Source organism: Pseudomonadota bacterium (genome assembly GCA_022361155.1).
GTDB lineage: Bacteria > Myxococcota_A > Polyangia > Polyangiales > JAKSBK01 > JAKSBK01.
The window spans coordinates 1-14279 of the sequence record JAKSBK010000030.1 but is presented as its reverse complement, the minus strand read 5'-3'; the positions used below and the strand labels follow the sequence as shown (position 1 = coordinate 14279).

At 64.8% G+C, this 14279-nt stretch carries 12 protein-coding genes; 7 read left to right on the top strand and 5 right to left on the bottom strand.

Annotated elements, in window-relative coordinates:
* Positions 1-15: 15 nt before the first annotated feature.
* Positions 16-1359, top strand: a complete 1344-nt coding sequence (gene xylA, locus MJD61_00910) for a xylose isomerase (protein ID MCG8553840.1) — start codon at positions 16-18, stop codon at positions 1357-1359.
* Positions 1360-1398: 39 nt separating this feature from the next.
* On the opposite strand, the gene MJD61_00905 is transcribed toward xylA, so the two are convergent.
* Positions 1399-2598, bottom strand: a complete 1200-nt coding sequence (locus tag MJD61_00905; protein ID MCG8553839.1) for a serine/threonine protein kinase — start codon at positions 2596-2598, stop codon at positions 1399-1401.
* Between the two features lie 346 nt (positions 2599-2944).
* On the opposite strand from MJD61_00905, the gene MJD61_00900 reads away from it, so the two are divergent.
* Complete coding sequence (locus MJD61_00900; GenBank protein ID MCG8553838.1) at positions 2945-3448, top strand: hypothetical protein; 504 nt, start codon at positions 2945-2947, stop codon at positions 3446-3448.
* Positions 3449-3555: 107 nt separating this feature from the next.
* Here MJD61_00900 and MJD61_00895 read toward each other — a convergent pair whose 3' ends face one another.
* Complete coding sequence (locus tag MJD61_00895) at positions 3556-4563, bottom strand: calcium/sodium antiporter (GenBank protein MCG8553837.1); 1008 nt, start codon at positions 4561-4563, stop codon at positions 3556-3558.
* A gap of 62 nt (positions 4564-4625) precedes the next feature.
* Here MJD61_00895 and MJD61_00890 point away from each other — a divergent pair, with 62 nt between their 5' ends.
* The 3 genes from MJD61_00890 (at position 4626) to MJD61_00880 (ending at position 8971) form a co-directional block, all read left to right on the top strand.
* On the top strand, positions 4626-5876 hold the full coding sequence (locus MJD61_00890; GenBank protein ID MCG8553836.1) for a hypothetical protein: 1251 nt from the start codon (positions 4626-4628) through the stop codon (positions 5874-5876).
* A 147-nt stretch (positions 5877-6023) separates the two neighbouring features.
* Positions 6024-7451 carry a hypothetical protein gene (locus MJD61_00885; protein MCG8553835.1) on the top strand — a complete coding sequence of 476 codons (1428 nt, stop codon included), beginning with the start codon at positions 6024-6026 and terminating at the stop codon, positions 7449-7451.
* 11 nt (positions 7452-7462) lie between these two features.
* Entirely contained in the window at positions 7463-8971 is a 1509-nt protein-coding gene (locus MJD61_00880) for a DUF2029 domain-containing protein (GenBank protein MCG8553834.1), read from the top strand.
* A 68-nt stretch (positions 8972-9039) separates the two neighbouring features.
* Here MJD61_00880 and MJD61_00875 read toward each other — a convergent pair whose 3' ends face one another.
* Positions 9040-10086: a hypothetical protein gene (locus MJD61_00875; GenBank protein MCG8553833.1), complete on the bottom strand. Its 1047-nt coding sequence runs from the start codon at positions 10084-10086 to the stop codon at positions 9040-9042.
* Positions 10087-10503: 417 nt separating this feature from the next.
* Between MJD61_00875 and MJD61_00870 the strand changes: the two genes are divergently transcribed.
* Together MJD61_00870 and thiD are read left to right on the top strand one after the other, a co-directional pair.
* Positions 10504-11292 (top strand): SDR family NAD(P)-dependent oxidoreductase, encoded by a 789-nt coding sequence (locus MJD61_00870; protein MCG8553832.1) that lies wholly within the window; start codon positions 10504-10506, stop codon positions 11290-11292.
* A 97-nt stretch (positions 11293-11389) separates the two neighbouring features.
* The gene (thiD, locus tag MJD61_00865) at positions 11390-12193 is read left to right on the top strand and encodes a bifunctional hydroxymethylpyrimidine kinase/phosphomethylpyrimidine kinase (GenBank protein ID MCG8553831.1); all 804 of its coding nucleotides are present in this window, start codon (positions 11390-11392) and stop codon (positions 12191-12193) included.
* Between the two features lie 65 nt (positions 12194-12258).
* Here thiD and MJD61_00860 read toward each other — a convergent pair whose 3' ends face one another.
* Together MJD61_00860 and MJD61_00855 are read right to left on the bottom strand one after the other, a co-directional pair.
* Positions 12259-13296: a DUF4340 domain-containing protein gene (locus tag MJD61_00860; protein ID MCG8553830.1), complete on the bottom strand. Its 1038-nt coding sequence runs from the start codon at positions 13294-13296 to the stop codon at positions 12259-12261.
* Positions 13278-14279 (bottom strand): Gldg family protein (locus MJD61_00855; protein MCG8553829.1); only part of this gene is annotated, 1002 nt, incomplete at its 5' end. The genes MJD61_00860 and MJD61_00855, both read right to left, overlap by 19 nt.

Here is a 14279-nt window from a genome sequence, read left to right as displayed (position 1 = left end):
GCCGAGGCAAATGCGATGAGAACAGTCTTTGTTGGAAACCGGGAGTACTTTCCGGGCATTGGTCGGATTTCGTATGAGGGTCCGGGATCGGATAATCCGCTGGCGTACAAGTCGTACGATGCGAAGCGCGAGGTGCGCGGAAAGAGCATGGAAGAGCATTTGCGCTTTTCCGTTTGTTATTGGCACACGTTGTGCGGTACGGGGAGCGACCCCTTCGGGCGCCCGACGCGCGAGCAGGCGTGGGCGATGCACGCGGATCTTCAAGAGCGCGCGAGAGAGAGGCTCGATGCGGCATTCGAGTTCTGCACGAAGCTCGGGGTGCCTTACTACTGTTTCCACGACTTCGATCTGGCGCCTGAAGGCGCAAGCGTGGCTGAATCGGAGAGCAACTTGGCGGCGATGGTCGAGCTGGCGCGGGAACGGCAGCGCGACACTGGGTTGAAGCTTCTGTGGGGGACCGCGAACCTGTTCGCGCACCCGCGCTACATGAACGGTGCTGCGACGAATCCGGATTTTGCGGTAGTGGCGCGGGCAGGGGCTCAGGTCAAGGCGGCGCTCGACGCCACCGTGGCCCTGGGCAGCGAGAACTACGTGTTCTGGGGTGGCCGGGAAGGCTACGCGTGCCTGCACAACACCGACACCAAACGAGAGCTGGAGCATCTGGCTGTCTTTTTGGAGAAGGCACGTGACTACGGGCGCTCGATCGGCTTTGGCGGCACCTTCCTGGTGGAGCCGAAGCCCATGGAGCCGATGAAGCATCAGTACGACTTCGACGCGCAAACGGTTATTGGATTCTTGCGGCACGCGAAGCTGGCAGGCGACTTCAAGCTGAACGTGGAGGCAAACCACGCCACGCTCGCCGGGCATTCGTTTGCTCACGAGCTCCGCATGGCGGCTGACGCGGGGCTGCTGGGATCGATAGATGCAAATCGAGGCGACCCGCACAACGGGTGGGACACGGACCAGTTTCCTCTGGACCTCTACGATTGCGTTCACGCCATGACGGTCGTGCTGGAAGCGGGCGGTCTCGGCTCGGGAGGATTGAACTTCGATGCGAAGCTGCGCCGGGAGTCGACCGATTCCGAAGACCTGTTTGTGGCCCACATCGGGGCAATGGATGCGTTCGCTCGTGGCCTGTTGATCGCGGATCGGCTGCTCGGCGACTCCCGCGTCAAGGAGCTTCGTGACGGGCGCTATCGCAGCTTCGACGCGGCAGAGGGGCGGCGTTTCGAGCGAGGGGAGCTCGACCTCGAGACGTTGCGGAACATCGCAGCCGAAGGCGCAGAGCCTGAACGGCACAGCGGCAAGCAGGAGTTGCTGGAAAACGTGATCAACGATTACCTGGTCACGACAAGGTAAGGGCCCGTGGAAGCGGGCCCGATGGGTGGCTGGAACGCCTCACACGGCGTTCGCGAGGCTGTCCACTTGGTCGGCACAGCTGCCGGTCCTCGAGGCGCGGGTGAGCGGCTTGCGGCCTCGTGGCGGCCGGGGGCCGGCCGCTGGGGCTGAAGCACGCGGCTGACTTAGCATCACAGGAGAGCGTCCCAGCTCCCGCTCCCGCTGCAGCTTCTCTGCTGCGTACTGGGACACGATCCAGCGTACCTCCCGCCGCGACGCCGGGCCACCGATTTCGGCGCAAGCCTGATGCAGTGCCGCCCGGAACTCACGGGCAGTCCGAAAGCGAGCTGACGCACAGGGGGCGAGGGCTCTGGCGACGACGCGGTCGAACGCGGACAGATCCGCGCGAATCCGCGATGGCTTGGTTACCCGTGCCTCGCGCACGCGATCGATGGTCAGCTTGGGTGTAGGGGCCGCGAACAAACGAGCAGTAGTGAGACTTTCCCACAGGACCACGCCCATCGAAAACAGATCGGAGCGCTGATCCAGGGTCTCCTGGCCAACATGCTCCGGAGACATATAGGCGAGCTTGCCCGCGAAGAGCTCGGCACGCTCCCTGTTGATGCGCTGCGCCGGCTGCGTCAGGCCAAAGTCGGTCAAGCGCGTTATGCCGTCGACGCCGACCAGGATGTTCTGAGGCGACACGTCTCGGTGGATCAGCTCCAGCGGCCGGCCCTGGCTGTCCTTGAGATCATGAATCGCCTCCAGTCCGGCGAGGGTGTCGATCACGATGCGAACGGCCACACGCGCGGGCATACGTTCTCCGTTGCGGTACGCCTGACGCAGTAGATTTCGTAGATGATCCCCTGCAATGTACTCCATCACCAGGTAGTAGCTCGAGTCACCACGTTGACTCGCCTCGATGGCGGAAACCGCATTGTAGTGGCGGACCTGCCCGGCGATCCAGGCCTCGTCGAGGAACCACTTGACGGCGACCGGGTTCGCGGCCATTTCCGGATGCAGCATTTTGAGCGCGAACAGGCGACGGAACCCTTCGATTCCGCCTCCTTGCGCCAAACAAACGGAAGCCATGCCTCCCGCGGCGAGTTCTCCCAGAATCGTGTAGCGACCGAGCCGCGTTCCGGTCCAGTCGGCGCCGGAAGCGGTGTTGGCGCCCCGGGCCGTACGGTTTGCCTGGGGTCTGCTTCCGGACAGAGGCTTGGTTTGGTCAAGGGATCGGATGGCGGGCTCTGCAGGCATTGGTGCACCATGTGGGATGAGTACTGCCTTCCATACACGGCAGGCGTCTGGGTGTCATATTTTCTGCAAGGCCGATCGCTTCCTCGCTTGAGCGAGCGCGCGGTCGCAGCGGACGGCCGCCCGCCGGCGCCCTCGAGCTAGTGTCGACCTTGCTTCCTGCGCCTCAACTACGGATCAGTTTGGGGGGCGCCCTGGGCCGGTCGCGCGGGGGCTGGACGCGGCTGCCATTCCTATGCAGTATCGCGGCGTGTCGCCCCGAGCGTCCGAGCGAGGAACTGGTGCAAGGCCAGCTCACCGCGCCCGCGCAAGGCGTTGCCGGCTTTCGGCCGCGTTCATCCTGGCATTCGTGGCCAATCAGGGTTGTGGCGGCGCGGCCACTCCTGCGAGCGGGCACAAGGCTCGAGGTAACGGCGATCAGGCGCCGGGCAAGGGCCCCCCGGGACTGGCCACGCCTTGTCCCGGCCCTTTCGCAGATTTCGTGTCGGAGCAGAGCCCGGGCCGATACCGGATCGCCCGGTGCACGCTTGCTCATCTGCAGACGGGGCCGCCCTGTCTTCGTTCCCTGCGTCTGGTGCCGTTTCGTCAGGACGGAATGAGCGAAGGCTTCTTGCTGGTGGGGGTCGACGACGACAGCTGTGCCTTGCCACTAGGCTTTCGCGACGGCGACGTTGTTCAGGAGCTCAACGACTATCCGCTGTTTGACGCACGTTCGTTGCGCACTGCAGCGGCCGCCGCGCTGAGATCACGAGAGATCACCGTTGTGATCGCTCGGGAAGGCAAGGCTTACAGTCTGCGTTACGTCGTGGCCCCGCATGAGACGGCATCTTCGAAGAGCTCGCCGGCACGATGAAGCTCAATGAGCGTTTTGCTGAGTCTGGCGTGAAGCTTGCGGTTCCGGCTGCGCCACAGGAGTCTTGATCGTTTGGTCCAGTCCCGCCCCCGACTGCGCGCTCTCCTTCATGGAGGCGCAAACAGCCACACGCCGTAGGCGCCGTAGGCGAGCAGCAGCAACAGGCCCCCGAGGCGCGAGATGCGCTTGACACTACCGGAATAGGCCAGCGTGACAGCAAGCAGCGTGAGCGCCACCATGGCGGCGAAGTCTCGTTCGATCACGGCCGAATCGATCGCCTGAGGCATGATGACACCGGGCAAGCCAAGCACTCCGAGAAGGTTGAACAGGTTCGAGCCCACGATGTTGCCCACAGCCATTTCCGGTTGACCTCGGAGGGCGCAGGCCACGCTGGCGGCAAGCTCAGGTAGGCTGGTGCCAACGGCGATCACCGTGAGTCCGATCACGAGCTCCGGGATGCCCATGAATCGAGCCAAGCTCGCGGCCGCCCATACCAGGGCTCTTGAGCTGAGCAACAGGACCACCAGGCCGACCACAAGCTGTAGGGCGGCGCTCGCCGTGCCGTTGGCTGCTGGATTGGCCGCGAGCTCGGCAGCGTGATTGGCAGGTCTTGCCCGCAGGGCGTTGCGGACCGTGAGCACGGCGAAGCCAACCAGTCCGCTGAGCAACAGGATGCCGTCCAGCCGGCCGAGCCGCGAGTCCTGCAGCAGAAAGAAGGTCACCACCATCGCCAGCGCGAGCAATGGCAGCTCCTGTCGGAGCAGCCGCTCCGGCAGGCCGACCGGTCGCACGGCTGCCGTGAGCCCGAGCACCAGACCCATGTTGGCGATGTTCGATCCGAGCGCGTTGCCGATTCCAATATCGGGACTACCGCTGAACGCGGCTACGCTCGAAACGAGCAATTCGGGGGCCGACGTGGCGAAGGCCACCACGGTGAGGCCAACTACGATCGGGGGCACGCCGAGCGATCGCGCCCCGGCGTCGGCTCCGTCCACGAAGCGATTCGCGCCCCACACGAGCGCGACGATGCCGACCACCAGGGCGGCGATTAGGAGCGGAAGCGACGAAGAGGCAGCTTGCATACGGCCGGGAGGATAGGCAACTTTGCTTGCCACAGCCACGACTTCGCGCTGCGCATAATTGAAGGGCCAACGGGTACACGCTATACCACGCGACGATGGCGTTGGACTCGCCGGTACCGAACGCAGCCAGCATTGGCCCTGCTGCAGCCCGCGCTGCTCCGGAGCGCAGTCCTCGAGCTCGACGAGCGGTTTTTCGGGGCCTAGCAGCGCTGCTATCCATCGTGATGTGCTTCCTGAGCGCCGAGCTGGGATTGGTCGTGGCGGCACCGTACCTGCCCCGCGGATTGGCCAACCACGTCTTTTCCCCGATGTTCAATCGTGCTCACGAGGTTTGGTTTTACGATGCAGGACGCAGTCTCGGTCTGATGCTTCCGAATCTGTCAATACAGGACTTCACCAACGGCTATTGGTTTCGCCATTTCACGGACGAGCACGGCTTTCGCAATCCGCCCGACACCCCCAAGAAGACCCTGCTTCTGGGCGACTCGATGATCTACGGCTTTGGCGCGGACGTGCAAGACACGGCGGCGCACCTGCTGCGGACACAGTACGGACGTGCTGTGTACAACATGGCCCGACCTGCGGACTGCCTGTACCAGAACTACGTGCTTTTGAGGGCACACCTGCCCGAGTTCCAAGGCGTGGAACGCGTGATCGTGTTCGTTTTCATCAACGACCCTTTCGACATCTTGGCGGTGCGTCCTGGATCGTTGGTATACGCAATGCCGGAGCTCACGGATCCCAACTACGCTGCGCTCACGCACTATGCGCACCACCCTCCGCCCCGTCCCCCTCCCAGCTTGCTGCATCGGCTGTCCAACTTGCACACGGTGCGCCTGTACACAGGCTTGCGTGATCTGCCCAGCCTCGAGTTGCCGGGCGTCATGTTCTCTATCGAGGATGACGCGGCCGAGCGAGGCCTGATCGTGGCACCGTACCTGCAGGCGTTGCAGCAACAGGGGACGTTTGCCGCAGCCTCGCAGTACTACCGCCGGGTGATCGCCGACCTGCATCGCCGGCTGCAGGCTCGTGGAATCAAACTGCAGCTCGTGCATCTGGAGACGCTCGGAGCGCTCCCTGAAGGGGTAGTGGAGTTCGCACGTCTGGGAGCTTTGGTGTCGCAGGTGTGCAGACAAAACGAGCTCCAGTGCTTCACGACAAAGGAGCTTTTTGCGGGTTGCAGCGATTGCTACCTGCCAGGCGACGGGCACTTCACGCTTTCCGGACACCGGCGCCTGGCCGGGTTCGTCGATGGCATCATCGGCGGCCAGCAAGAGCCCAACTTGCCGCCGCGCGTGATCCCGCCTTTTGCGCCAACCGGCGAGCCTCCGCTGGTTGTGCCGTAGAAGCGTGCGGGCCGCAGCCTGCCCGTCGTCGCTGCGGGATGCGTTGGGGACGAGTTGCGCAACTCCGCATCGCGTGCAATGGCAAGGCGCTCGCTTGCCGGAGGGGCAGCAGAGGCAACGATCGATGTGGAGCGACTCGAAGGCCTGATGAGCAAAGCGCACAGGAGACTCGGATGGGCTGCGACCGTGCTCGGCGATCGTTCCACAACATGGCCTGCCGCGACCTACCTGGGATGGCTCGCTGCCATGACCCTGATCGTCTCCCTGGTGTCCGTGGTGGCCTTGGCCCGCACGCCGGCGACGCAGCCCGCACGCCTCGCACCGATGTTCCGGGCGGCCGGCTTCTGGGCAAAGGGAGCAACCGAGGCGGTTTATCGGCATCAAACATCCCCCACGACCGCCCGCCTGTCTCAGGTTCAAGCACCCCAGAACCCGTTTTTTTTCTTGCCCTGGGGAGCAGTGCAAAACAGCAGCCCGCGCTACACGGGCAACCCGCTTTACCTGGCGCTGTGGACACCTTGCGTGCGCCATCTCAGTGCTCATGGTTTTTTCTGGTTGCTCGGCTTGCTTTCGCTGGCTTCGGCGCTCGTCGTCGGATACGAAGCGCTGCGCATCGCCGGAGTCGAGAGCGCATCGCTTCGCTGGCTCGGAGCTGGTTGCGCGTCCATGACCGTGCCTGTCAGTGTTGGCTTCATCGGCGGCCACCCGCACGCGCAAGCGGCTGCCGCGTGCTTGCTCGGCCTCAAGTGCCTTGCCCACGATCCGACGCGGGACGCTGAACGCTGGCTGCGAAGCGCGCTTGGGACGCTGCTGCTATGGCTAGCTTGCGTTATTCACCCCCCCTGCGGCTGGATGCTCCTCGTGCTCGCGCTGGTGCGGCAGTGGAGGCGCCTCGTCATCGCGGGCTGTGGCTGCCTTGTGCTGTGGTTCGCGCTGCCTCGACTGCTGCCGTCCGCGCTTGTCGAAGGGCACGCCGCTGTGAAGGTGGCGCAGACCATCCTTCCCTTCTCCACGAACCTCTCGCTCAGGGCCTTGCTGCAACGCCTGAAGTACGATGGCCTGATGCCGTCGGCCGGAGGAACGACAGGCATCGATCCCGAACTATGGAAGTTGGAGATCGGCCTCCTGATCGGCTTCGCTTTGTTTTTCGTGGTGCTGTGTGTACGACGCCCGCGTTTCGAGGTGCTGGGCGTTTCGGTGCTCGGACTGGTCGTCCTGCAGCAGCCACATGTAGAGCCGCAGCACCTCGTGTTCGTCTTGCCGAGCGCCCTGGTTGCCACCGTCAGCGAGTCGGCAAGATTGCCGCTGCGTACCCTGGGCGTTCTCGAGCTGCTTTGGCTCTACCGGCTGCTTCATGAGATTCCCGCGCGTCTGCTGAGCCCGAGTGCTGTCTGGGCCGCGGCCATCAGCGCACCCATGGGGTTGGCCGCTGGTTTGGCATGCGCGTTGGTCTTCACCTCTCCGGACTCGCACCAGCGCCAAGGTGCGAAGCGTCACGCTGCTGGTAGGAAGCCTGGCGAGCCGCTCGACGCAGCCTCGAGCTGCACGCTGGGTCCGGGCGTGCCCGCGCAGTGAGACACGAAGGCATGACGCTGCGCGGGCACACGCGATGGATCGCTGCAGTATCGAGGCGTCCGGCCTGCCAGTACCTCCTGTGGCTGAGCGTCCTTACCCCTGTGGCCCTTGTGCTGTGCATGTTCTCGCTGCAGATCGTTCACGTCAACTTCATGCTCGATGGAATGCCCACGTATATTGCGGGCAAGGTGTGGCAACGGGGCTTCCCGGAAGCGGTGTACTGCGCTCCTCCAGCCATACCGCCCCATCCGGAATGGCTGGCCGAGCTGGCGCGTCATCGTCTGCCCTTGCTGAAGGCAACCTATACCTACAGTCCAACCTACCTGGCCTTGTGGTCGCCGCTGATTCGGTTGGTCGAGCTTCGGACCTTCTTCTGGATCTTCGGCGCGCTTGGTACGGCCGCCGCCTTGGTGATCGGCTACGAGTCCATGCGGATCGCAGGAGTGCGCGGCGTGGCTACGCGCTGGCTCGGGGGATTGATAGTCGCGACGAGCGTGCCGGCCGCCATGGCCTATGTCTTCGGACAGAACATCACGCACACCGGTGCGCTCGCGCTCTGGGCCTTTCGTTGTCTGGCCAACGGGCAGGCCCACGGTGCTCGTTTCCCGAACACGACAAGCGTAGTTGGGCTGGTGCTGCTCCAGTGCGTGTTCGCCTTCAAGCCTTGGGCCATGGTGTTGCTGGGTGTCTTCGTGGCGGCCAGGCAGACGAAGCATCTGATCGTGAGCTCGCTGTGTTTCCTGGCCGTCCACGTGCTCATTCCTGCCCTCGCCACGCCCGAGCTGCTCAGCGGTCACCTTGCAGTGCTCCGCGTCTACTCGCAAGTCGCGCTGGTAGCGTTCAACAACCACTCTCTGCGAGCGCTGTTACACCGACTCGCCGATCCAGATTGGCCTGGGCGCGCTGCCTATTGGGACCCCGTACCTCAGCTGGATCCGTCGTTGGGACGCATCGAGCTAGCCGCGGTGATCGCGATAGCCGCGCTTTTCGTGGCGATCGCAGCCCTGCGCAAACCGCGCTTCGAGATTGTCGGCGGCGCAGCCATGGCGCTGCTTCTGCTCCCGCTGGGCATCGTCTGGACCTACTACCTGATCTTGCAGGCTCCAGTTCTTACCGTAGCGCTGCTGCATGCCGGAAGCCCCCTTGCTCTGCGTGTCGCCGCGGGTGCGGTAGCCCTTTGGTCGGTGCGAGGGTTGTGGATCCATGTGCCGCTGCTGTACATCCAGGAACATGCTGTCCTGTCTGCGCTCGTGATCGGTGCGCCGCTCTTGCTTGGCGGGGTGGTTGCCGTGAGCCTTGTGTGGCAACGACCGCCGGCTGCGAAGCCGGCTCCGAGCCCGAGCTCGCCAAATGAAGCAGGCGCCCCCGCCAGCTCGCCCACCATCGCACGACCGCAATCCCGTCCTCGGACCCAACACGGACGTCGGGACCCGAACCCGGACCCGGCCCGGGGAGCCCGATGTCCGGGAAGCGACATCCGCCACCGCCCTCGCAATCGGCCCTCGCAATCATGCAGCTAGCGAGCCTCTGCGGGTGCTGCGGGCGGCGAGGCGGGCTGCGGCCGCTTGCGTTTCAGGAACGCATCCAATCACCGAGCCAGGCGTCGATTACCCTTGGGAGTGTAATGGCCGTCACCAGCCAGGTAGCAGTCTTGGCAGTTGCTGAACTCCGACAAGGTGGAATCGCAAACGAGCCCGTTCTCTTCGCAGATTTGCGCCACCATGGCTCCCACCATGTCGTGTACGCGGTCCAGGCCTGGAGCTGCGTCACGTGTGTCAAGCCAGACCATGCGCAGCTCGACGCCTCTATCACCCAAGAAACGCGCCAGATGCGTCACCACCGCCCGGAAGTAGCCTGTGACGGGACCGAAGATTCCCGGCTGCTCCACCGCGAAGACCCAGTATGGCGTGATGCGTCGACTTTGATCTTCGGCCTGCGGAAAGAGCTCCGCCGTGGGCACACCCCACCCCTGCTGCCAACCAACATACAGGCGGCGTGTGAACGAGAGCATGCTCCATTGGTAGAACTGTCTTGGGGGGTCCTTTCCGCGCGCCTGCATGCGCTCGAAAGGACCCTTGTAATCGTAGTGGGTGAGCTCTGGCCTCGTGAGCAGGGCAGGGCCGGGACGATAGACATACACGTCCTGCGGGTCGTTGACCAACACGAATAGAACCGCTTGCTTGGGCTTCCAGCGCTCGGCAAACATGCGCAGCAGCATGTAGTGCTGGTACAGACAATCTGCGGTCCTGGACATGTTGTATACCGGGTGCCCGTACTCGGTTCGCAGGATTTCCGCGGCGGTGTGCTCGAGGTCGACGCCGTGCCCGTAGATCATCGAATCGCCCAGCAGCAGGATTTCCTTGGCTACACCAGGGCGGTTGCGGAATCCCCACTCGTCGGTTTGATGGCGCCAGAAGTAGCCGCTACAGAAGGTGGTGGTCTCGTGGTTTGGGCGCATGAAGCTCAGGCCGGGGGTCTCGTCGTAAAAGAAGATTCCTCCCGGTGCCCAGTCGTTGTAACGGCCGAGCAAGGTGTTGGCGATGTTCATCGGGAGCCACGTCGCAACCGCCCGCAGGGAGATCTCCAGCGCGACCAGAGCCGCGAACGCCGAGAGCAGGCCCGCCAACAACACCATGAGAATGCGACGGGCTGTGCGGGGACGGGATTTGCGCCTGGGCTTCAGCAGCGGCTGCATGCGGGCGCCGAATCTAGCAAACGTGCGGTCTTCAACAAGCAAGCTCGCCACGCACGCGAAGCCGCTGCGCTCGCCCCAGGCTCGAGTGCGGCACTTTCGACGGCTGCAATCTCCGGGAACCCGCCATTTCGGTGTTGCTCCTGCTCCCGACCCTCCCAACGGCACCACCGTTGGCCGCTGTGGCCCCCTGTGCTGCCAGTTTTGCGGGGAATTCGCTTCACCAAGAGTGCCGAGCTCGAGCCTGGAGTCGGCCGCGCGGCACCAGCGTAGCGGCATGCCGGCCATGGGTCTCGACTCCGAGCGTGTTCTGCGGTAGTAGGTTCCGCAGTTGTCGGGAGCGCAGGAGGCGGTTGGAGAATGATTGATTACTCAGGCAAAGTAGTGATTGTGACGGGCGGCAGCCGTGGGATCGGCAAGGGCTGTGTGAGGGTCTTTGCCCAGGCGGGGGCCAAGGTGGTTTTCTGCTCCCGCTCCACGCAAGAGGGCGAGCGGGTCGCGCAAGAAGTTACCGATGCAGGTCCGGGCCAGGCCATCTTCTGGCGCTGCGACATGAGCAACGAGCAGGAGATTCGTGCCTTGATACGGCGCACGGTGGAGGTCTGCGGAGGTCTGGACTGCCTGATCAACAACGCGGGCTGGCATCCGCCGCACAAGCCCATCGACGAATTCTCGGTCACGGACTTTCAGGATCTACTGAACCTGAATATCGTAAGCATGTTCGTGGCCTGCCAGGAGGCGCTGCCCCACCTGCGCAAGAGCCGCGGCAACATCATCAATATGTCCAGCCTGGTGGGCAGCATGGGGCAGCTGCATGCCGTGACGTACGTGGCGACCAAAGGAGCCATCACGGCCTTCACCAAGGCCCTCGCCATCGACGAGGCCGCCCACCACGTACGGGTCAACTCCGTGTCCCCGGGCAATATCTACACGCCGCTGTGGCAAGAGGCCATCGATGCCGCACCCGACCCGGCCAAGTGCCGGGCCGACGGAGACGCGGCCCAGCTGCTCGGACGCATGGGTACCATCGAGGAGACCGGCAAGCTCTGCCTCTTTTTGGCGGCCGATGCCACGTTCACAACCGGCGTGGACCACATCCAGAGCGGCGGTGCCGAGCTCTCCTACGGGCGCAAGACGCGCGTCGCGTGAGGTAGGATCGGCGGGGTTGTAGGATCGGCGCGGTTTCAGAATCGACCCTGTTTCCGCCTCGGCAGGAGGCCCCTTAGGATAGGCAGCTCTGCTCGCCATGGCCACGATTCCTGCCGTGTTGACGATCGCGGGTTCCGACCCTTCGGGTGGTGCGGGTCTGCAGGCCGATCTGAAGGTGTTCCATCAGCACAGCTGCTTTGGCTGTGCCGTGCCTGCGTTGTTGACCGTGCAGAACACGCAAGCGCTGGCTCGCGTGGAGGTGCTGGCTCCCGATCTGCTTTGTCAGCAACTGGATGCGGTACTGCAGGACGTGCCCGTGGCCGCGGCAAAGACGGGCGCGTTGGGCAGCTCCGACAACGTCCGAATAGTCGCGCGACGTCTCGCACGGACGCGGATCCCGCTGGTGGTGGATCCGGTCCTGACGAGCACGCTGGGCGTGCCGTTGTCGGGTTCCGGCGTCCGGCGTGCCATGATCGAGGCGCTGCTTCCCTGCGCGAGCCTGGTGACACCCAACCTGAAGGAGGCCGAGTCGCTTACCGGGCTCAGCGTGCGCACCACGGCTCAGGCCCGCGATGCCGCCCGAGCGCTCGTGGACTGCGGAGCGCAAGCCGCGCTGGTGACGGGAGGCCACCTGGAGGGCGCGCCGGTCGATGTGCTGTTGGCTGGCGGCCACTTCCACGAGCTTGTGGGCCGCCGCATAGCCACTCGCCACGCGCACGGTGCGGGCTGCACGCTCTCGGCGGCGATCGCCGCCAGGCTTGCTCGCGCGGAGCCCATGGTGGAAGCAGTCCAGCGTGCGAAGGAGTGGCTTACGCGCGCCCTCGCAACTGCTCGAGGCTTCGGTGGTGGAGCGAGCGGGCTCAATCACCTCGAACCGCTCATCAAGACCAGCGAGCGATGAGAGTCCGGGCAGGGGGACCCTGACACCACGAAAGGTTCCGTAGCCGGCCGAGCTCGCACAGCTCGTCATCGTGCCGCCTGCGGCAGGCGCTTGCCCCGCAGCACGGCGGGGCTTGGGTGCAGTTTCTCGAGCAGCTTTGCGCCCGCGCAAAACACGGGTCGGCCCGGCCCGCTCCCGATGTACCGCTCGGCCTCGTGCCCTTTGCACTCGTTTCCCAGCAGCACCACCCGGCGCTCGAGCGCCTGAACGGGATCGGCTTCGCCGGCCGTCTTGGGACCGGCTTTGCGCAGGGCTACCTCGACCTGCCCGAGCGGCGGGTCCAGGCCGTACGTGCCGAGCTCCAGCGGGGCGAGCTCGACCACCCGCGCGGCTTGCAGAGCGCTGAGCGCGCGCAGCAGCTCCTCGACCGCCTCGACCGCTGCGGCGCCACCGTCCGGGCTGAGAAAGCGCCAGTGCTCTCCTGCGCGTGCGAGGCGCAGGACTCCTTGCGGACCCCGCAGGCTCAGCTCCTGCACAAGGTTGGTCGAAAACGGCGGATGCAAGCTCTTGGTATGAAAAGCGAGCGCGTCTCGCTCGAGCTCTTCGAGCAGCATCCCATCAACGACGTAGACGGGGCCACCTCGTTCGCGCTTGAGGTATACGCCCTGTCCTGCCCGCTCGTGTCCGCCCACATGAACGCGGTGCTGTCGAGCTCCCACATGAAAGGACAGATGCACCTTGGGCTTGTGCAAGCCGAAAGCAGCGAGCTCGTCCTCGTCTACGGAGTCGAGCGTCCGGCGGGCTTGAAGCCATTCCAGCTCGCTGAGCAGATCGTCTACCGCCTGTTCGTCGGCGTCCGCCCGGTAGGGCGCGCTCACCCGCCAGTCGCTCCATTCCAGGTCTTCGTCTCCTGCCTTGCGGGAGAGCGCCAGCCTGCCGGCTGCGCGCTCGAGCTCGACCTTGCTCACACGCCGGCGTATGAACTCCAAGAGCACGCGCCCCTGCCGGTCCGCTAGATCGGCCGTGGTCAGCGTGTGGCGCTCGTAGAGCAGGATGAACGCCAGCAGCCCAAGTGCGATCACCCCGAGCACCAGCGTCGTCTTGGTCATTGCCGCCGAGCCCACCAGACAGCAACACCTATCAGCAGGGCGCTCAACGGCATCAGCACCACCGCGCGCAGGAGCAGGCCGGACAGCGCCGCTTGATCGAAAGCCACGTGACCCAGCGTTGCCTTCTTGGGCGGCAGCGCGATCAGGGCGTCGCGTTCGGTGAGCCAGCCGGTGAAAGCCGCCAGCAAGTACACGTTGGACAAGACCGGAGAGTCCAGGAACGACGCATCCAGCCAATCGCTGTCACCCACCACGACCAGGCGGCCGGCCCGCGGCGCATCCCCCCTGCGGGAGTATTGCGCCGCGACCGCCAAGGGCACCGGCCCGGCCACGTCTTCGGGGTCCTGTTTGGGTTCCTGTGCGCTTCGCACTTGAGCCACGTCGCGCTCGCCGAAACTCGCACTGCTGCTGCGAAAAAGGACGCTCGCCTGGCCGCTGTCGCTCGGCCGAACGCTGCGCGCCAAGCGAAAAAAGCTGACGCCGCCGAGGGCTGCAAGCGGCCGGGTGGTTTCGTGCTCCAGGTAGTCGGTCACGCGAAACTCCACGACGCTCGGAGACGCCAGCCGCTGCGTGTCCAACTCCAGGACCAGGGTCGGATCGATGCGCACGCCAAACTCCTCGGCCAGCGCCTCGAGACCGGTTTCCAGCACCCGGTCGCGCTCGATCACCGGATCGAGCGCGAGCAGCAGTCCGTGACCCGAACGCACCGAATCCGCCAGAAGCTCTGCTTCCTGCGCATGGAACGCGCGCAGCGGTCCCAGCACGAAAATCGCATCGCATTCCTCGGACAGGGTCTTTTTGCCCAGGGTCTCGATGCGCTCGAATTCGACGTTGTCGTAGCGCAGGGCCTTCTGGACGCCGGACAGCGAGCGGCCCGCGCCGGCGTCCTCGGACCATTCGCCATGCCCAGAGGTGAGGCACACTTTGGTTTTTCGCCCGCTGGTAACCTGCAAGATGGCGCCGGTAAAGACCTGCTCCGAGCGCACATTGAGCTTGGG

Coding starts and splice junctions, on each gene's coding strand:
- thiD (MCG8553831.1), top strand. CDS start 11,390: ATGGCCACGATTCCTGCCGTGTTGACGATCGCGGGTTCCGACCCTTCG.
- MJD61_00875 (MCG8553833.1), bottom strand. CDS start 10,086: ATGGTGTTGTTGGCGGGCCTGCTCTCGGCGTTCGCGGCTCTGGTCGCG.
- MJD61_00870 (MCG8553832.1), top strand. CDS start 10,504: ATGATTGATTACTCAGGCAAAGTAGTGATTGTGACGGGCGGCAGCCGT.
- MJD61_00890 (MCG8553836.1), top strand. CDS start 4,626: ATGGCGTTGGACTCGCCGGTACCGAACGCAGCCAGCATTGGCCCTGCT.
- xylA (MCG8553840.1), top strand. CDS start 16: ATGAGAACAGTCTTTGTTGGAAACCGGGAGTACTTTCCGGGCATTGGT.
- MJD61_00880 (MCG8553834.1), top strand. CDS start 7,463: ATGACGCTGCGCGGGCACACGCGATGGATCGCTGCAGTATCGAGGCGT.
- MJD61_00885 (MCG8553835.1), top strand. CDS start 6,024: ATGAGCAAAGCGCACAGGAGACTCGGATGGGCTGCGACCGTGCTCGGC.
- MJD61_00905 (MCG8553839.1), bottom strand. CDS start 2,598: ATGCCTGCAGAGCCCGCCATCCGATCCCTTGACCAAACCAAGCCTCTG.